Source organism: Ruminococcus sp. 5_1_39BFAA (assembly GCF_964240875.1).
Lineage (GTDB): Bacteria > Bacillota > Clostridia > Lachnospirales > Lachnospiraceae > Blautia_A.
In genome coordinates, this window is record NZ_CAXSVO010000012.1 from 54,266 (window position 1) to 72,216 (window position 17,951).

17 protein-coding genes are annotated in these 17,951 nt (G+C 47.6%); all 17 read left to right on the forward strand.

Annotated elements, in window-relative coordinates; translation table 11 throughout:
- Nucleotides 1-94: 94 nt before the first annotated feature.
- Nucleotides 95-826 carry a DUF554 domain-containing protein gene (locus ACESZH_RS13605; RefSeq protein ID WP_373217043.1) on the forward strand — a complete coding sequence of 244 codons (732 nt, stop codon included), beginning with the start codon at nt 95-97 and terminating at the stop codon, nt 824-826.
- Between the two features lie 13 nt (nt 827-839).
- The gene (locus ACESZH_RS13610) at nt 840-1,520 is read left to right on the forward strand and encodes a response regulator transcription factor (protein WP_373217045.1); all 681 of its coding nucleotides are present in this window, start codon (nt 840-842) and stop codon (nt 1,518-1,520) included.
- 120 nt (nt 1,521-1,640) lie between these two features.
- Nucleotides 1,641-2,594: an ATP-binding cassette domain-containing protein gene (locus tag ACESZH_RS13615; protein WP_373217046.1), complete on the forward strand. Its 954-nt coding sequence runs from the start codon at nt 1,641-1,643 to the stop codon at nt 2,592-2,594.
- Complete coding sequence (locus ACESZH_RS13620; RefSeq protein WP_373217048.1) at nt 2,587-3,507, forward strand: ABC transporter permease; 921 nt, start codon at nt 2,587-2,589, stop codon at nt 3,505-3,507. The genes ACESZH_RS13615 and ACESZH_RS13620 overlap by 8 nt, the downstream gene beginning before the upstream one ends.
- A 48-nt stretch (nt 3,508-3,555) precedes the next feature.
- Nucleotides 3,556-4,434: a sensor histidine kinase gene (locus ACESZH_RS13625; RefSeq protein ID WP_373217050.1), complete on the forward strand. Its 879-nt coding sequence runs from the start codon at nt 3,556-3,558 to the stop codon at nt 4,432-4,434.
- Nucleotides 4,435-4,477: 43 nt separating this feature from the next.
- Entirely contained in the window at nt 4,478-5,350 is an 873-nt protein-coding gene (locus tag ACESZH_RS13630; protein ID WP_373217051.1) for a LysR family transcriptional regulator, read from the forward strand.
- 121 nt (nt 5,351-5,471) lie between these two features.
- A complete protein-coding gene (locus tag ACESZH_RS13635) occupies nt 5,472-6,824 on the forward strand; it encodes an MATE family efflux transporter (protein WP_373217052.1) in 1,353 nt (450 codons plus the stop codon).
- 140 nt (nt 6,825-6,964) lie between these two features.
- Entirely contained in the window at nt 6,965-8,332 is a 1,368-nt protein-coding gene (locus tag ACESZH_RS13640; protein WP_373217054.1) for a DUF6612 family protein, read from the forward strand.
- Nucleotides 8,333-8,605: 273 nt separating this feature from the next.
- The gene (abc-f, locus tag ACESZH_RS13645; protein WP_373217055.1) at nt 8,606-10,099 is read left to right on the forward strand and encodes a ribosomal protection-like ABC-F family protein; all 1,494 of its coding nucleotides are present in this window, start codon (nt 8,606-8,608) and stop codon (nt 10,097-10,099) included.
- 90 nt (nt 10,100-10,189) lie between these two features.
- Complete coding sequence (locus ACESZH_RS13650; RefSeq protein WP_373217057.1) at nt 10,190-11,026, forward strand: purine-nucleoside phosphorylase; 837 nt, start codon at nt 10,190-10,192, stop codon at nt 11,024-11,026.
- A complete protein-coding gene (locus ACESZH_RS13655; RefSeq protein ID WP_373217059.1) occupies nt 11,023-12,297 on the forward strand; it encodes an amidohydrolase in 1,275 nt (424 codons plus the stop codon). Before ACESZH_RS13650 ends, ACESZH_RS13655 begins: the two co-directional genes overlap by 4 nt.
- Nucleotides 12,272-12,994 carry a tRNA (N6-threonylcarbamoyladenosine(37)-N6)-methyltransferase TrmO gene (gene tsaA / locus ACESZH_RS13660; protein ID WP_373217174.1) on the forward strand — a complete coding sequence of 241 codons (723 nt, stop codon included), beginning with the start codon at nt 12,272-12,274 and terminating at the stop codon, nt 12,992-12,994. Before ACESZH_RS13655 ends, tsaA begins: the two co-directional genes overlap by 26 nt.
- A 171-nt stretch (nt 12,995-13,165) precedes the next feature.
- Nucleotides 13,166-14,485 (forward strand): aspartate kinase, encoded by a 1,320-nt coding sequence (locus tag ACESZH_RS13665; protein WP_373217061.1) that lies wholly within the window; start codon nt 13,166-13,168, stop codon nt 14,483-14,485.
- 215 nt (nt 14,486-14,700) lie between these two features.
- On the forward strand, nt 14,701-15,003 hold the full coding sequence (locus ACESZH_RS13670; RefSeq protein WP_373217063.1) for an ArsR/SmtB family transcription factor: 303 nt from the start codon (nt 14,701-14,703) through the stop codon (nt 15,001-15,003).
- 247 nt (nt 15,004-15,250) lie between these two features.
- A complete protein-coding gene (locus ACESZH_RS13675) occupies nt 15,251-16,174 on the forward strand; it encodes a permease (RefSeq protein WP_373217065.1) in 924 nt (307 codons plus the stop codon).
- A 20-nt stretch (nt 16,175-16,194) separates the two neighbouring features.
- Entirely contained in the window at nt 16,195-16,371 is a 177-nt protein-coding gene (locus tag ACESZH_RS13680) for a hypothetical protein (RefSeq protein WP_373217067.1), read from the forward strand.
- Between the two features lie 257 nt (nt 16,372-16,628).
- On the forward strand, nt 16,629-17,948 hold the full coding sequence (locus tag ACESZH_RS13685; RefSeq protein ID WP_373217068.1) for a putative DNA modification/repair radical SAM protein: 1,320 nt from the start codon (nt 16,629-16,631) through the stop codon (nt 17,946-17,948).
- Nucleotides 17,949-17,951 lie beyond the last annotated feature (3 nt).

Sequence of the window (17,951 nt, forward strand, 5' to 3'; positions counted from 1 at the left end):
GCATCAGAGCAATGAGATATTATGGAGGGACGGCTGCAGCCGTTCCTCTTTTCAGAAAACTTAATGGGATATGCAAAAGAAGAGAGGGATTATCATGCCAACAGGAATTATTATGAATGCACTGGCGATTGTGATCGGAGGCGTTGCGGGTGCGTTTGCAGGAGACAGATTAAGTAAGGAATTTAAGGAAAATATTGAGATGATTTTCGGGCTGTGCTCCATGGCAATGGGAATCAGTTCCATTGTCCTTATGGAAAACATGCCGGCGGTTATCTTTGCAGTTATTATCGGGACAGGCATAGGTCTGATGATGCACCTGGGAGAGTGGATCAATAAGGGCGGCATCGGGATGCAGCGTATGATCTCCAAGGTGGTAAAAAACAAAAATACATCCATGTCTGAGGAAGAATTTACAAGCACGCTGGTGACCATCATCGTAGTCTTTTGCGCCAGCGGGACAGGAATTTACGGCTCTATTGTATCCGGCATGAGCGGGGACCATACGATCATGATCACCAAATCCATCCTGGATCTTTTTACCGCGCTGATCTTTGCCTGCAGTCTGGGCCTTGTGGTGTCCGTGATCGCCATTCCCCAGTTTATTTTGTTTTTCATACTTTTCCTGGCAGCAGGGCTGATCTTTCCGCTGACTACACCTGCCATGATCAATGATTTCAAAGCCTGCGGGGGATTTTTAATGATAGGCGCGGGCTTCCGTATGATAAAAGTAAAAATGTTTCCCACTGCGGATATGATACCGTCCATGATACTGGTAATGCCAATTTCCTATTTGTGGACCGCTTGTATTGTGCCGCTTGTAAGCTGATGGAGAGCGAAAAATGACGAGAATTTTGATCGCAGAAGATGACACGACGATTAACGGACTGATAAAGGAATACCTGACAGGAAGAGAGTGCCTGTGTACCCAGGCATTTTCCGGGACAGAGGCAAAGCTTTTGTTTGAAATGGAGAGTACAAAAAAGGGCTTTGACCTTGTGCTGCTGGATCTGATGCTTCCCGGAATGACCGGGGAGGAGCTGGCGGTATGGATACGGGAAAAATCTCAGGTGCCCATCATTATTCTGTCTGCAAAAACGGCTCTTTCGGATAAGGTGGAGCTTTTGGGAAGCGGTGCTGACGATTATCTGACAAAGCCCTTTGAGCTGGAGGAGCTGTGGGCGCGAATCCAGGTGCAGTTAAGGCATAGCCACCGGGAGGTAAAGGAAACACTTTCTTACAGAGATTGGATCCTTGATCCCGAGGGCAGAACCTTTACGGCGAAGGGATGTGCGGTGGAGCTTACCCTCCACGAATTCGGCATTGTGGAGCTTCTTGTGCGCCACCCTAAAAAGGTGTATACAAAGCAGGAGATTTTCGAGGCTGTGTGGCAGCAGGATTATTTTGTGGAGGATAAAACCATCAATGTCCATATCAGCAACATCCGGGCAAAATTAAAAAAGACAGGTACGGACGATTATATCCGCACTGTGTGGGGGATGGGTTTTAAGCTGGCAGAATGAGAAAGCTTTAACCTTTCTTTAACTTTTCTTTGCGATTTTTGAACCTCTATGCCTCATACTGATGATCAGAAAGGACAAAGAAAGTCTTTTCAGACAGAAATGGGCAAAAAGGAGGATATTATGGATAACGTAATCGTGACACGTAATCTGTGCAAAACCTACGGCAAAAAAGAAGCCGTATCCGGGATAAATATGCACATCAGAAAGGGAGAGATTTACGGCTTTATCGGCAGGAATGGTTCCGGAAAATCCACCACGCTGAAGCTGCTTTCCGGTCTTGCAAACCCTACCGGGGGAGAAATTTCAGTCTTCGGAGGAACTTTAAATGACGAGACCGTAAGACGGAGAATGGGCGTTCTGATTGAGACAGCAGGGATTGATCCGGACAAATCTGCATATGAAAATATGCTGCTGAAAGCCATGATGATGGGGATCATCAATCCGGGAAAAGAGATTCAGGAGTTGCTCACAAAGGTGGGCCTTGACCCGAAAGATAAGAAGTGTACCAGGAAATTTTCCATGGGTATGAAGCAGCGTCTGGGGATTGCCATGGCACTTTTGGGAGGACCGGATCTGCTCCTTTTGGACGAGCCGATCAACGGTCTGGATCCGGAGGGAATGAACGCAATCCGTTCTTATCTGGTAGAATTAAATGAAAAAAGGGGAATGACCATCCTGGTCAGCTCTCATATTCTTGGAGAGCTTTCCAAGATGGCGACCTGCTTCGGAATCATCAAAGACGGGTGCCTGATACAGGAGCTTACCAGCGAGGAATTAAACGCCCGGTGCCGGGACTACCTGTACTTAAAAACAGGGAATACAAAGACTGCCTCCGTGATCCTGGAGCAGAGGCTTGGGATCACGGATTATGAGGTGCGGCCTGATGGCGAGATCCGGATCTTTCAGGAGACGGATTCCGCTGCTGTGACACAGGAAATGGCTAAGGCAGGAGTGGATGTTTACTCGGTTTATGCGCATCAGCAGGATCTGGAGGGATATTTTATCGAGCTGATGGGACAGGAAGAAAAACAGCAGGGAAATGCCGGACAGAAGGGAGGAAGACGTCATGCTTAATCTTTTCAGAATGGACCTCCGAAGTGTGTTCCGGGATAAGGGGATTTATATTTGCCTGGGCGTTATTTTCCTGATCATCCTCATTGGTATCGGAACCATGAAAATGGTTATCAATGCTGTGCCGGAAGGACAGGGCAGCGCGGCAGTGTCAGCGGAAGACGGTGATGTTACGGTAAAGAAGGAATTGGAATTTGCAGGTATGAACCTGGGGATGGAGTTTGAGGCGGACGATGTGGAGGATGCGCGGGAATTCCAGAATATGAGCCAGACAGAGTTTATCGGAAATCTTCTTTTTTCCGGCGGATTGATGGCAGCGCTGATGGGCGTTTTTGGCTCCCTTGTTATCTGCGGCGATTTCACCACCGGTGTAGCGAAAAATATTTTTTCTTATCATGCGGACCGGAGAAAGTATGTGGTAAGCAAGCTTTTTACCATGGCTGTGGTCAGTGCATTTTATATGGCTGCGCTGGTGCTTTTGACGTTTTTGGCCTATAAAATGATGGGAATGCACAGCAGCATTGGGGATGTGAAAAAGCTGATCCTGATGCTGGTTGTGGGCTGGTTTTGCCTTTTAAGTCATTCTGCACAGAATCTTCTTTTCTGCATTCTGACCAGGAGTTCGGTGATCAGCGCTATCCTTTCCGTTGCCTGCGGGGTGGGCGCGGCAGCAGGCATCCTGAACTTTTTCGCAGGGTATTTCGGATTCCAGATCGCACAGTTTCTTCCCGCATATAATCTGATGACAGCCCTTTTTATCAGCGGAAAGGATGTACGGATAACATCGGGACTGATGTCTCTCATGGACGGAAGCCAGGAGCCAAATGTAGTTCTGGCTATTGTAACAGCATTGATCTGGACTGTTTTCTACGTGTTGGTTTCCGGTCATGTGCTGAAGAAAAAGGATATCTGCTGACAGAAATAGTGTTTGGGAGAGAAAAAAGCTGCGGAGGAGGCAGAGGGAATGATGATTACAGTGACCCTAGTTTTGGGCATTATCATATTGATCCTGGCGGTGCGTCTGTATCTGTACCGCAGACAGGTAAAGGAGTTTTCCAGACAGCTTATGGAGCTAAAGGAGGGCAGCAATCAGCGGCTGACCTGCTTTCTCCATACCCCTGCCGTGACGCAGCTAGGGAGAGAGATCAACCGCTGCATTGATCTGAATCAGGAGGCCGTTCTGAAATCCAGAGAAGCAGAGCAGGAGCTGAAATATACTATCGCCTGTGTTTCTCATGATATCCGTACGCCCCTGACAGGAGCGGCAGGCTATGTACAGCTTCTGGAACAGACTGAAGAAAAGGAGAAGAAGAGCGCATATTGCCGGATCGTTAGGGGACGTTTAAAGGATCTGGAACAGCTTTTGGATGAGCTGTTTCTTTATACAAGGCTTGCAGGCGGCGAGGTGGAGCTGCACTGTCAACCCTGCCAGCTTTTGCCTGTATTAAGCGAATGTCTCATGGGAGGCTATGAGAAGCTTACAGAAAAAAATATGGAACCGTCACTAGATTTTTCACAGGAGAACATCCAGGTTACGGCGGATGTCCAACAGCTTAAAAGGGTGATGGGAAACCTGATCTCCAATGCAGCAGCACACGGAAAAGGAACGCTTTTTATCGCACAGGAAGGGAAAAAACTGACCTTTTCCAACCAGGTGGAAGATCCTTCACAGATAGATCCGGACCGGATGTTTGAGCGTTTTTACCGTGCGGACAATGCACGCAGAGGTTCCCATGCAGGGCTGGGACTTTCCATTGCCAGGGAGCTGATGGAGCGCATGGGAGGAAAGCTTTATGCCCGGCTCGAGGAAGATATGCTGAAGATCACGGTGGAATTTTTGTAGCTGCAGTCAGAAATATTGGGAAAAAGAGAAGAGGTCGGCTTTCATGGATTTAGATAAGATTGAATATTTTTTCAAAGCGGCAGAGCTTAAAAATTTTACAAAAGCAGCAAAGGAATGCCACATCGCGCAGACGACTATGAGCAAATATATCCGTGTTCTGGAGGAGGAGCTGGGCTGCCCTCTGTTTGTGCGGAACCACCATCAGGCGGTGATGACAGCCCAGGGACAGCAGTTTTACGAGGGAATGAAGCCGATTTTTGAACAGTATCAGAGACTTTGCAGAGAGCTTGTCAGGAACAGGGAACAGGAGCTGCGGATCGGAATGATCACCACAGACTATGTGGATTTTCCGATCCTGAGGGCCTTTGAGCAGGAATATCCGCAGTATTCCCTTTATTTTTCATTCGGAAGTGAAGATAGGCTGGCAGAGGAATTGTCTGCGGGGCGGCTGGATGCCCTGATCTGTCCGGATATTCTCAGAGTAGACAGGCGGATTGGAGAAAAGAAGCCTGTGGGCCGGGTTCCGGTGCTTTCCGCTGAGGCGGTCCTGGTATGCTCAAAGGAAGTTTTATCCAGACTTGGCTCCATAGAAAAGGTGATCGAAAGCCAGCCGCTGATCACAAAGACAGAAGGCTCAGGCTACCATGATTTTTGCAGACAGGAACTTGAAAAAATCTACGGTGTGTCCTTTTCGGAGGTGATCACAGTAAAGGGGCTTTCTCAGCAGCTTCTCATGGTCAATATGGCAAACGGCTTCGCTGTCATTCCGAGAAGGAGTCGGATTGAAGCGGGAAATCTTGCATGCTTTCCTTTGCCGGACGTATTTGATGAGGTGTCAGAGCTTTTGTATCCATCCGAAAATATGCCGGAGCCATTGGAACGGCTGGTGCAATACATCCATGAAAAAAAGTGCTGACAAAAGCAAAAGAAATCGTTTTTCAGATCGGTGATTTTCCGTTATGATATGGTTGCTGGCGTAACCGCGCTCCGACGCGAGTGTGCGCCAAAGAGCACACTTTTATCAGGGAGGAAAATCAATGCAGAAGGATTTGACAAAAGGCAGTGTATTCCGGGTATTGATCCAGTTTTCACTGCCTTATCTTTTATCATGTTTCCTTCAGACCTTTTACGGTCTGGCGGATTTATTTATTACAGGGCAGTTTAACGGAGCAGATGCTATCTCTGCTGTTTCCATCGGAAGCCAGGTGATGCACATGCTCACGGTGATCATTGTGGGACTTGCCATGGGATCCACGGTTACCATCAGCCATCATGTAGGGGAAAAGGATCTGAAAAAAGCAGGAAGAGCTGTGGGAAACACGGTGACTCTTTTTCTCATATTTGCAGTACTGCTGACGGCGGGGCTTCTTCTTGGCGTAAACGGAATCTTAAAGTGGATCTCCGTTCCCACGGAGGCGTATTCCCAGGCAAAAATATATCTGATCATCTGCTTTGCAGGGGTGCCGTTTATCACGGCTTATAACATTATAAGCTGCATTTTCAGAGGAATGGGCGATTCCAAAAGCCCGCTGTATTTTGTGGCTGCAGCCTGTGTGCTGAATGTGGCGCTGGATTTTATTTTCATTGGCGGGCTCTCTATGGGAGCGGCGGGAGCTGCCCTTGGAACTGTCATTTCCCAGACGGCAAGTGTGGTGATCGCGCTGGTGACCATCCGGCGGAAAAGCTTTGGGCTGTCTGTAAAAAAAGAGGATTTCAGACCGCATAAAACAAGCATGGGAGGCATTTTAAAAATCGGAATCCCCATTGCTTTCCAGGATGGATTGATCCAGGTTTCCTTTATGATCATTACCATTATTGCAAATAAAAGAGGTGTGACGGCAGCCGCCAGCGTGGGGATCGTGGAGAAGCTCATCAGCTTTTTCTTCCTGGTTCCGTCGGCAATGCTGTCTTCCATTTCTTCCATTACAGCCCAGAATGTAGGGGCAGGAGAGTACAAAAGGGGCGCAAGAACACTGCGTTACGGCGTGACCATTGCAGTTTCCTTCGGGGCTTTGATGGCTGTGATCTGCCAGTTCTTTTCCCCGCAGATCCTGTCGCTGTTTACAGACGATGCCATGGTGGTGGAAATGGGAACACAATACCTGAAGGCTTATGTTCTGGACTGCATTGTGGCAGGTGTGCATTTCTGCTTCAGCGGATATTTCTGCGCTTATGGATATTCGGGAATTTCGTTTATACAGAATGTGGCGTCCATTGTGCTGCTGCGTGTACCGGGGGCTTACCTGGCATCCAAATATTATCCGGATACTCTTTACCCCATGGGGCTGGCTGCGCCTGCAGGCTCTCTTTTGTCTGCGATCATCTGTGTGGCGGTGTTTTTGATATGGAAGAAAAAATTTCTGCCCTCTTCCAGAACTTCCCTGAGGTAAAAGGTTATCCGTTATTACAAATGTGTTACAAAGTGCGTTATAATGTATAAGATATGAAAAAAGACAGGTTCCTCCGGATGGAGGAATTGCAGTGAGGCAAAGCGGATGAAGCAGCTTTGTTGAAAATATGGAGGTATCTTATGAAAAAACGTAATGTGATATTATTGGCAGGAATCCTTACTCTTACGGGAATGACTGGCTGCGGAACCGGGGAGGTAAAGGAAATTCTGGATGAATCCCGTGAAAATACAAAAGAAATCGCTTCTGCATCCGGCGATGTGGAGGTTACCACAGGGGTAAACCTGTCGCAGTGGGGAATGGATATGGATGTAGACCTGGTGCTCGCGGGAGAATGGGAGACGGCGGTGAATCCGGCTGCCTTTCATTTTGATGGAACCCTGGGGCTGGATGTGATGGGACTCGGTATGGATTTCGAAATATATGGAGTGGAGGAGGACGGTAAATACGTCACCTACGCAAAGACAGCAGGCCAGTGGAGTAAATTTGAAGGCCAGGCGAAATCCTTTGACAACTGGGATGGATTTTATGAACTGGAGCCGGACAGCATAGAGCTTTCTCAGGAGAGCGGAGAAGTAAACGAAAAAGAAACCAGCGTGATACATACGGAAATCAGCGGTGAGGATGTAATTGAGCTGATGAAAAAGGCAGAGTTTTTGGAGGATGACCTGGGAGACGCAGATATTTCCGGTTTGAAAGCGGATATTGCATTGGAGATTTATAAAGAAAGCGGCCTTCCGGCATCCGTGAATGTGGATTTCGGCGATAGTCTGAGCAGTGCCGCACAGTCTTCGGAAGAGCTGGCGGGCCTGCCAGGAGTCGGAAAATGCGTGATAAATGTAAATGTGATGGAATACAACAGCGTTGACAGCATTGAGGTGCCTCAGGAGGCGCTGACAGCGGAGGAAACGGAAGGAAATCCACTGAAGGATCTGACAGATGATATGTTTGGCACCGATGGACAGGAGGATGTCTATACACCGGAGGAAGCGGAGGTATCTGAGGACGGCTCATATGTCCTGACCTCATACAGCGGAGACGTAAGCGCCAGGGTGACTGCTCCGGAAGGCTACACGGCAGATTCCACGGAAAAGACCTTCTTAAGCTTTTCAAGGACATCAGAAGATAATAAGCAGACATTTGCGGTGTATCAGATCACGGAGTTAAGCGATAGCTTTACGGAAGAGGATTTTGTTAAAACATATATGGTTTCCGAGGATGAGCTGGCTGATTACGGATATCGTTACTATCGTACGGCAGGACCGGAGGAAATGGAATTGGGTGACATGACAGTTTCCTGCGTGACGGCAGTGTATTCCTACGAGGAGGGAACCGTATGTACCCAGACTGAGATATGGACAAAGCTTGACGATAACCATATTTTACAGTGTATGGTTACAGAAACGGAAGCGGGAGATGACCGGGAGCCGTCCCTGGATGCGGAACTGGCAAAGGAAGTGTTTTCCGGTGTAAGTGCGGATACCCCTTGACATCCGAAAGAGGGCTATGCTATTATCATGTCCAGGTAAACAGAGAGGAGTTGTGGGGATGATTATTTTTTCTTGCTAATGTGATGAACTACACAGTGTGCTTTTATACAGACAGGGGGACTGTCTGTTGTTTGGCACGGCAGGAATAATAAGGATTTCCATAACCGGATTTTAAATATGAGGGTTGGGAAAGCGGCTTGTGAGCCGCTTTCTTTGTAAGCCTCCTTTACGGCAACGGGAAAAGCCTGCTGTGCGTAAAGGAGGTTTTTATTTATGGCAATGATACAAGTGGTAAATCTCACCTTTGAGTATGAGAACAGCCCGGATGCTGTGTTTGAGAATCTGTCCTTCCGGCTTGATACAGACTGGAAGCTGGGGCTGATCGCCCGCAACGGAAAGGGAAAAACCACGCTTTTGAAGCTTCTGTCGGGAGAGCTTTCCGGTCAGGGGAAAATTTCCATGCCTGCTGCGGCGGAATATTTTCCCCCGGTGATAAAAGAGAAAGAATGCCTTACGATCGATGTGGTGGAGGAAGTGGAACCGGGTTACGAGTTGTGGAAGGTCTGCAGGGAATGTAGTTTGCTGGAGCTGGACGCAGAGGTTTTATACCGTCCCTTTAGCACTTTAAGCAACGGGGAGCAGACCAAGGTACTGCTGGCAGTGCTTTTTGCCAGGGAGAGTGCGTTTTTGCTCCTTGATGAGCCGACGAACCATCTGGATGGAGAAGCGAGGGAAGCCATTGCACGATATCTGAAAAAGAAAAAAGGATTTCTTCTGGTTTCCCATGACAGGATGCTTCTGGATGCATGTATAGACCATGTGATGGCAATAAACAGGGAAACTGTGGAAATCCGCCAGGGGAATTTTTCTGACTGGTGGAGAGATAAGGAGAATCGGGATGATTTTGAGCGAAAAGAAAATGAAAAGCTGAAGAAGGAGATTGGGCATCTGCGGGCTGCCTCCCGCCAGTCCGGTTCCTGGGCAGATGCAGTAGAGAGCACAAAAATCGGGCACGATCCTTATGATTCACGGTATGACCATGTGACAAGAGCATACATTGGTGAAAAATCCAGAAAGCTGCAGATGCGGCGCAAAAGTTTGGAAAAGCGCATGGAAAGGGCGATAGAGGAAAAGAAAGGGCTTTTGAAAGACATAGAGGAAACGGAGGGCCTGAAGCTGTTTCCACTTTTCTATCACAAGGAGATTCTGGCAGAGGCAAAGGACTGTACCCTGGCATATCCGGGGAAAACGGCGGTGAATGGCATAACGTTTTCCATAAGGCGCGGCGAAAAGCTGTTTTTAAGCGGAAAAAACGGCAGTGGAAAAAGCAGCGTGATAAAGGCAGTGCTGGGACAGAAGGAGCCTGTGGTCAGTGCAGGCAGTCTTTGGACGGCGCCGGGTCTTGTGATTTCCTATGTCCCTCAGGATGCCTCCTTCCTGACCGGACGGCTGGAGGATTACGCAGAAGAACAGAAAATCGACAGAACGGCTTTTCTGACCCTCCTTCGGAAGCTGGATTTTTCCAGAGAAATGTTTGCGCACAAAATGGAGGATTTCAGCGCCGGACAGAAGAAAAAGGTACTGCTGGCTGCCAGCATGTGCAAAAGGGCTCATTTATATATCTGGGATGAGCCGCTGAATTATATCGATGTTTTTTCCAGAATGCAGATCGAGAGCCTGATCAATGCTTACGGTTTTACCCTGCTTGCAGTGGAGCACGACAAGGCCTTCCGTGAAACAGTCGGAGGGCGGGAGATCCTGCTTTGATGTTATTAGATTTATCTTATCCTTGCTGATTCCTGTGGACGGGAGTATACTATTTATAGATTTTGAAAGAAAAAAGGAAAGGTACATCACATGAATCCTGTATATGAAAAATTGATGAATTGCTATGAAAGTGTAAAGAAAAAAGTGGATTTTACACCTCTTGTTGCGCTGGTTCTTGGCTCAGGGCTGGGAGGATATGCAGAGGAGATCAAAGTAGTACAAACACTGGATTACCGTGAGATTGAGGGCTTTCCCGTATCCACCGTGCCGGGACATAAGGGCAGATTTATATTTGGATATGTGGGGGAGATCCCGGTGGTGATCATGCAGGGAAGAATCCACTATTACGAGGGATATCCCATACAGGACGTGGTTCTTCCTGCCAGGCTTATGAAGCTGATGGGCGCAAAGATTCTGTTTCTCACAAATGCCGCTGGAGGTGTCAATTACGATTTTGCCGCCGGAGATTTTATGATGATAACAGATCAGATCTCAAACTTTGTACCGTCTCCTCTTGTTGGAGAAAATATTGATGAACTGGGTCCGAGATTCTGTGATATGAGCCATGTTTATGACAGGGATCTGCAGGAGATCATACGGAATGCAGCCAAAAAGCTATCTATCCCTTTAAAAGAAGGGGTATATATACAGCTTACCGGCCCGGCCTTTGAAACACCGGCAGAGGTGCGTATGTGCCGGGCGCTGGGAGCGGATGCGGTGGGGATGAGTACAGCCTGCGAAGCGGTGGCGGCTAACCACATGGGAATGAAGATCTGCGGGATTTCCTGCATTTCCAATCTGGGCTGCGGCATGACGGAAAATCCTCTTTCCCACGCAGAGGTACAGGAAACGGCAGACAGAGTTGCACCCTTATTTAAGAAGCTGATCACAGAGTCTATTATGCAGATGGGAGCGGAAAAGCTATGAATATTCGTTTTTATAATGCCAGAATTTTAAACAGGGATTTTGAGATTCTGGAAGGAGAGCTTCATGTAAAAGGAAACAGGATATCTTATATCGGTCCTCAAAAAAGGCAGGATGACCTGCAGTGGGAGAGCTGGGACAGGGAAATAAATGCGGAAAGAAACCTTCTGATCCCAGGCTTTAAAAACGCCCATACCCATTCCGCTATGACCTTTCTGCGCTCTTATGCAGATGATCTGCCGCTGCAGGAGTGGCTGAACAAGCAGGTATTTCCCATGGAGGCAAAGCTTGTGCGGGAGGACATTTACCATTTGTCAAAGCTTGCAATACTGGAATATCTCACCAGCGGTATGACAGCAAATTTTGATATGTACATCTGCCCTGAGGAGATGGCGAAGGCTGCTGCAGACTGCGGATTCCGGACCGTGCTGGCAGCCCCTCTGAACGATTTTACCTCTGACATCCGTGCAGTAGAGGAAGAGTATCTGAAATTTAAAGAGTATGATCCACTGGTCAGCTATATTCTGGCATTTCATGCGGAATATACAACAGGCAGGAAGCGGCTTGAGGAAGTTGCGCGTCTGGCTGAAAAATATAAGGCGCCTGTCTTTTCCCATAACTCCGAGACGTATCAGGAGGTGCAGCAGTGCGTGGCGCGAAACGGTGCTACGCCTACGGCATTTCTGGACCGCCTGGGCATTTACGAGCATGGAGGCGGCGGGTACCATTGCGTTTATATGAGCGATGAGGATCTGGATATTTTCCAAAGAAAGGGCCTTTACGCTGTGACAAATCCAGGCTCCAACACAAAGCTGGCAAGCGGCATTGCACCAGTAAAACGGATGCTGGATATGGGAATCCGCATGGCGATCGGCACAGACGGTCCGGCGAGCAATAACTGCCTGGATATGTTCCGGGAAATGTTCCTTGTGACAGGGCTTGCCAAGCTGCGGGAGCAGGACGCCTCCGCCGTGGGAGCAAAGGAAGTGCTGAAAATGGCTGTTTCAGGCGGTGCTCACGCAATGGGATTAATCGAGTGTGACTGTCTGGCAGAAGGAAAGCTGGCGGATCTGGTGATGATCGATCTGCACAGGCCTAATATGCAGCCGGAGAATAATCTGGTAAAAAATCTGGTATACAGCGGCAGCAAGGAAAATGTAAAGCTTACCATGGTAAACGGCAAGATCCTTTATGAGAACGGAAGGTTTTTCGTGGGAACGGATCCGGAGGAAATTTATGCCCGGGCAAATGAAATCATGGGACGATGCCGATAGGTATAAAATCAGGGAGGTCTTTCGGTTGAAGGTAATTGCGCATATACATAGTGATTTTCCGACAAAATTTGGAATTCCCCATCAGAGCGGACGGATAAAGGAGCTGAAAGCAGAGATCGTTTTCGAACCGGAATACCGCAACCCGGATGCCTTCCGGGGGTTGGAGGAATATACCTATATCTGGATCATATGGGAGTTTTCACAGGCGATCAGGGAGGAATGGTCCCCCACTGTGCGACCGCCCAGACTGGGAGGAAATATAAGAAAAGGAGTATTTGCCACCCGTTCTCCTTTCAGGCCGAATCCAATCGGGCTTTCCTCTGTAAAGCTGGAAAGGGTGGAATTTCATCCCGAGCTTGGACCTGTGCTTCACGTTTCGGGAGCTGATCTGATGGATGGAACGCCGATTTTTGACATTAAGCCTTACCTTCCCTATGTGGACAGCCACCCGGATGGAAAAGGCGGTTTCACAGATACGATCCAGGATCACAGACTCACCGTGGAGTTCCCGGAAAAATGGCTTGCTATGGTTCCGCAGGAAAGGCGGGAGGCGCTTCTTGCTGTGCTGGCAAATGACCCGAGACCGGGATATCAGAGAGACCCGGAGCGGATCTATGGTATGGCATTTGGCAGCCAGGATATACGGTTTCGTGTGGAAGGCGATGTACTGACTGTATGTGAAGTTGTGGAATTATAGCCCTTCCGGTATTTTTGTGGGGATTTTGGGCGAAAAAAAAGGAATCCTTGTGAAATATCACAATTTTTTTCCAGGAGGAAAGAAAGTCTTGCAAAATGCCGGGCTTTTTCTTAAAATAAAATACATGCTTTATAGAGGTAAAGAGAAAAAGTAATGAGGAGCACAGGAATTATGAAAAAAGTAGTAAAATTTGGAGGAAGCTCCCTCGCCAATGCGGAGCAATTCCAAAAGGTAGGCGATATTATCCGCAGTGAGGAGAGCAGACGATATGTGGTGCCGTCCGCTCCCGGAAAACGCTTTGACGGAGACACAAAAGTCACCGATATGCTGTACGGCTGCTATGCCGCGGCTGAAAAGGGTGAGGATTTTGAGGAAAAATTATCTGCCATCAAGGATCGTTATTATGAGATCATCAGAGGACTTTCCCTTGATCTTTCTCTGGAGGATGAATTCAAAAAAATCCGCGAGGATTTCAAAAACCTGGCAGGACAGGAATATGCGGCATCCCGCGGAGAATTTTTAAATGGCAAGGTGATGGCTGCTTATCTGGGCTTCGAGTTTGTAGATGCTGCAGAGGTGATCCGCTTTGACAAAAACGGCAATCTGGAGGCAGAAAAGACTAATAAACTTTTAAATAAACGGCTTTCTAAATGCCAGTGCGCTGTCATCCCGGGCTTCTACGGAGCTATGGAAGACGGCACAGTGAGAACCTTTTCCCGCGGCGGTTCCGATGTGACAGGATCCCTGGTGGCAAAGGCTATCATGGCGGATATGTATGAAAACTGGACTGATGTTTCCGGCGTACTTGTAACAGACCCAAGACTTGTAGAGAATCCTGCTGTCATTGAGACTGTAACCTACCGTGAGCTGCGTGAGCTTTCCTATATGGGAGCCACCGTACTCCACGAGGAGGCTATTTTCCCGGTAAGAAAAGAAGGAATCCCCATCAACATCAGAAACACAAACCGTCCTGAGGACAAAGGAACCTTCATCGTGGAAAGCACCTGCAAAAAGCCGAAATACACCATCACCGGAATTGCGGGAAAGAAGGGCTTCTGCTCCATCAATATTGAAAAATCCATGATGAACAGCGAGATCGGATTCGGAAGAAGGGTCCTTCAGGTATTCGAGGACCAGGGCATCAGCTTTGAGCACATCCCCTCCGGCATCGACACCCTCACCGTATATGTACACCAGGACGAATTCGAAGAAAAAGAGCAGCAGGTTATCGCCGGCATCCACCGCGCCGTACAGCCTGACTTTGTAGAAATGGAGTCTGACCTGGCTTTGATCGCTGTTGTAGGACGGGGCATGAAGTCCACAAGAGGAACAGCCGGAAGAATTTTCTCTGCCCTGGCCCACGCCGATGTAAACGTAAAAATGATCGACCAGGGCTCCAGCGAGCTAAACATCATTATCGGCGTAGCCAACGACGATTTTGAACGCGCCGTAAAAGCCATCTACGACATCTTCGTCATAACCCAAATCTGATAAAGCAGGTTATATTCTATATCCCTGCGAAAGAGGAACAGCAATATATCAAAAATGATTACGGAGGGCTGCCTGAAAGGCAGCCCTCTGATATATACCATTAGATGGCTGAGGAAGATGCAAACATGGAAAAAGTTTAAAAAACATATTGACAGATTTGAATGTATATCATATAATATAGACATATTCAAAAACATAAATGTGAGGTGAAAGAAATGGCAACACAATATAACGAAACGATACGAGTGTTTAAAGCCTTTTGTGATGAGAATCGTTTGGCAATATTAGACTTGCTTCGTACCGGAGAGAAATGTGCGTGTGATCTGTTGGAAGATTTGCGTATTTCTCAGCCTACACTTTCCCATCACATGAAGATATTATGTGATGCTGGTGTTGTCCAGGGACGCAAGGAAGGGAAATGGGTTTATTATTCGATAGACCCGGTAGGTGCAGAGAAAGTAAGGGAGATACTGGAGCAGCAGCTTACGGTTTCCGGCAGTAATAGTGCGGGAAACTGATGAAGTGATTATTTGGGCCATCTGTTAAGGGTGGCTTCCCTTTGAAATAATAAATAGATATTTTTGAATGTATCGATTTGAATTGAGATATCAAGGAGGAAGGGTTATGTGTGCATGTGGTCGGCGGCTTCAGTGCCGTTCTGAATAAAAACATTTCCGTATGTAAACCAATGGGGAAATCTTCCAGAGGCGGATTTCCAGTGTGCTGTGGCGAATTAAAATTTTAAGTAGAAAGAAGGTAATTTGTATGTTTACAACGGAAACTCTTATTCATGCCGGACAGACGTTTCTGATGTTGTTTGGCGAATTATTCAGCCTGTTTATTGGCATCAGCTTTGTGGTTGCTTTATTACAGATTTATATTTCACAGGAGCGTATTAAACGTATCCTGACTACACCGAAAAAGGGGCTGAACAGTGTCCTGGGGGCAGCATTGGGAGCGGTGACACCGTTCTGCTCCTGTTCCACAATTCCGGTGTTGGTAGGGTTATTTAAGAGTGGGGCTCCTTTCTGTGGAGCAATCTCGTTCCTGCTCACATCTCCGATTCTGAATCCGGCGATTTTAACTTTACTGGTTGCATTCTTTGGGCTGAAAGCCACAATCGTATATAGCGCATTTACTTTTGCCTTTGCGATCGTGATGGGGCTTATTCTTGACAAAGCTGGTTTTGAAAAGGAAGTGAAAAATGTTACGGTCAAAGGCGGGCATCAGGATGGTATCTCATGGGAGAACCTGCAGGGAACCTTCTGGCAGAAGCAGTGGCAGGCGGTCAAACTTTCTTTAAAAGATGCCTTTGGCTTGTTCAAGGGCGTGGTACTCTTCCTGCTGCTGGGCGCTGGTATCGGTGCATTTATTTATGAGTTCATTCCTACGGATTTATTAGCGAACTTTGCCGGAGCCAATAACTTGTGGGCAGTTCCGCTGGCAGCAGTCGTGGGTATTCCCATGTATATCCGTACTGAGACCATGATTCCGATTGCAAGTATCCTGATTTCCAAGGGTGTAGCTCCTGGCGTTATGATTGCGCTGATCCTGGGAGGCGCAGGTGCCAGCATTCCGGAAGTATCTCTGCTAAATTCCATTTTTAAGAAGAAAATGGTTGTTGCTTTTGTACTGTGTATCTTTGCTGTAGCCACAATTACAGGCTATGTGTTTAACTTTGTATTATAATTTGAAAGGAGAATTTTATCATGTCTGAGAAAAAAAGTTTTTGGGAAAAGTTGTTTAGCGGCAGTGGATGCAACTGTGGGATGTCTTTGGAGGAAGAAACGGAACCGAAAAAGAAGCCCCAAAAAGGCGGATGCTGCAATATGCAGATCGTGGAAGAAGATGAAACAGATGACGCCGAGCACAGGACAGACAAATAGATAAATGCGCCAGGAATGCAAAAAAGGTAGCCGATACGCATTTGTCAGATTCGCAGGGAAAACTCATCTCCCCAAAAAACCATAATTTTCCCGTCAGACAGGCGGGGCCAACAGGGGGAGTGTGAGGGGGCATTCGGCCTTCGCAACTCCGAGATTGCCCCCTCACGGTTTTTCTACTTCATCCCGTTTTATTACCTTGACAACTACGAACAAGCGTTCTATAATAAAACAAGAACATTTGTTTGGAGAGTCAATATATGATAATACAGGAATCAATGACCCTAATGAAAAAACTGGAAATCCTATCCGACGCCGCCAAATACGACGTGGCATGTACCTCCAGCGGAATAAACAGAAACGGTGACGGAACCGGCATCGGAAACAGCATTTCCGCCGGAATCTGCCACAGCTTTGCAGGAGACGGCCGCTGCATCAGCCTTTTAAAAATCCTGTACACAAACGAATGCGTATTCGACTGCAAATACTGCATCAATCGCGCCTCCAATGATGTAGTCCGCGCCAGCTTTACGCCAGAGGAAGTGTGCAGGCTGACCATCGAGTTTTACCGCAGAAATTATATCGAGGGTCTGTTTCTAAGCTCCGGAGTGAAAGGAAGCCCGGATGCCACGATGGAAGAATTGTGCCAGACCGTGGAGCTGTTACGAAAAAAATACCGCTTTCAGGGTTACATCCATCTAAAAGCCATTCCCGGGGCAGCCCCGGAGCTGATTGAAAAAGCCGGATATCTGGCTGACAGAATGAGCGTGAATCTGGAGCTTCCTACTGCAGACGGACTAAAACGGCTGGCACCCCATAAATCCCGTAAAACCATCTTAAAGCCAATGAAACAGATCCAGCTTCACAGGGACGGAAATAAGGAAGAACTGACGTTATACCGCCATGCTCCCAAGTTTGTTCCCGCAGGCCAAAGCACCCAGATGATCATCGGCGCAACAGGAGAAAGTGATTACGAAATCGTATCGGTAGCAGAATCCCTGTATCGTAATTTTGAGTTAAAAAGAGTATTCTATTCCGCATTTGTTGCGGTAAACCAGGATAAGGATCTTCCTATGCCGACTTCCGGTCCGCCTCTTCTTCGGGAACACAGGCTTTATCAGGCGGACTGGCTTTTGCGGTTTTACGGATTTACTGCTTCGGAGCTTTTGTCGGAAAAACATCCTAATTTTAATCTGTTCTTAGACCCCAAATGTGACTGGGCGCTGAGCCATCTGGAATTCTTCCCGGTGGAGATCAACACAGCAGATTATTATAAGCTTTTGCGCGTGCCAGGGATCGGGGACAGATCGGCAAAAAGGATCGTGGGAGCACGGAGGACCCATTCGCTGGATTTTTGCGACCTGAAGAAAATCGGCGTAGTGTTAAAACGGGCATTATACTTTATTACATGCAATGGAAAAATGATGTACCCAACCAGGCTTGAGGAGGATTATATTCTACGGAACATGCTGGACCCAAGAGAGAAGAATCCTGCAGCAGATGATCAGTCAGATTACAGGCAGCTCTCTCTGTTTGAAGACTATGGTATGAAAGCTGCCGCGGGTTTTGAGAGGATGTGAAGA

What these genes read in the sequence shown, in the direction of transcription:
- ACESZH_RS13610 (WP_373217045.1), top strand. Translation starts at nt 840, where the DNA reads ATGACGAGAATTTTGATCGCAGAAGATGACACGACGATTAACGGACTG.
- ACESZH_RS13685 (WP_373217068.1), top strand. Translation starts at nt 16,629, where the DNA reads ATGATAATACAGGAATCAATGACCCTAATGAAAAAACTGGAAATCCTA.
- tsaA (WP_373217174.1), top strand. Translation starts at nt 12,272, where the DNA reads ATGAAATCATGGGACGATGCCGATAGGTATAAAATCAGGGAGGTCTTT.
- ACESZH_RS13675 (WP_373217065.1), top strand. Translation starts at nt 15,251, where the DNA reads ATGTTTACAACGGAAACTCTTATTCATGCCGGACAGACGTTTCTGATG.
- abc-f (WP_373217055.1), top strand. Translation starts at nt 8,606, where the DNA reads ATGGCAATGATACAAGTGGTAAATCTCACCTTTGAGTATGAGAACAGC.
- ACESZH_RS13655 (WP_373217059.1), top strand. Translation starts at nt 11,023, where the DNA reads ATGAATATTCGTTTTTATAATGCCAGAATTTTAAACAGGGATTTTGAG.
- ACESZH_RS13665 (WP_373217061.1), top strand. Translation starts at nt 13,166, where the DNA reads ATGAAAAAAGTAGTAAAATTTGGAGGAAGCTCCCTCGCCAATGCGGAG.
- ACESZH_RS13625 (WP_373217050.1), top strand. Translation starts at nt 3,556, where the DNA reads ATGATGATTACAGTGACCCTAGTTTTGGGCATTATCATATTGATCCTG.
- ACESZH_RS13615 (WP_373217046.1), top strand. Translation starts at nt 1,641, where the DNA reads ATGGATAACGTAATCGTGACACGTAATCTGTGCAAAACCTACGGCAAA.
- ACESZH_RS13680 (WP_373217067.1), top strand. Translation starts at nt 16,195, where the DNA reads ATGTCTGAGAAAAAAAGTTTTTGGGAAAAGTTGTTTAGCGGCAGTGGA.
- ACESZH_RS13640 (WP_373217054.1), top strand. Translation starts at nt 6,965, where the DNA reads ATGAAAAAACGTAATGTGATATTATTGGCAGGAATCCTTACTCTTACG.
- ACESZH_RS13650 (WP_373217057.1), top strand. Translation starts at nt 10,190, where the DNA reads ATGAATCCTGTATATGAAAAATTGATGAATTGCTATGAAAGTGTAAAG.
- ACESZH_RS13635 (WP_373217052.1), top strand. Translation starts at nt 5,472, where the DNA reads ATGCAGAAGGATTTGACAAAAGGCAGTGTATTCCGGGTATTGATCCAG.
- ACESZH_RS13630 (WP_373217051.1), top strand. Translation starts at nt 4,478, where the DNA reads ATGGATTTAGATAAGATTGAATATTTTTTCAAAGCGGCAGAGCTTAAA.
- ACESZH_RS13605 (WP_373217043.1), top strand. Translation starts at nt 95, where the DNA reads ATGCCAACAGGAATTATTATGAATGCACTGGCGATTGTGATCGGAGGC.
- ACESZH_RS13620 (WP_373217048.1), top strand. Translation starts at nt 2,587, where the DNA reads ATGCTTAATCTTTTCAGAATGGACCTCCGAAGTGTGTTCCGGGATAAG.
- ACESZH_RS13670 (WP_373217063.1), top strand. Translation starts at nt 14,701, where the DNA reads ATGGCAACACAATATAACGAAACGATACGAGTGTTTAAAGCCTTTTGT.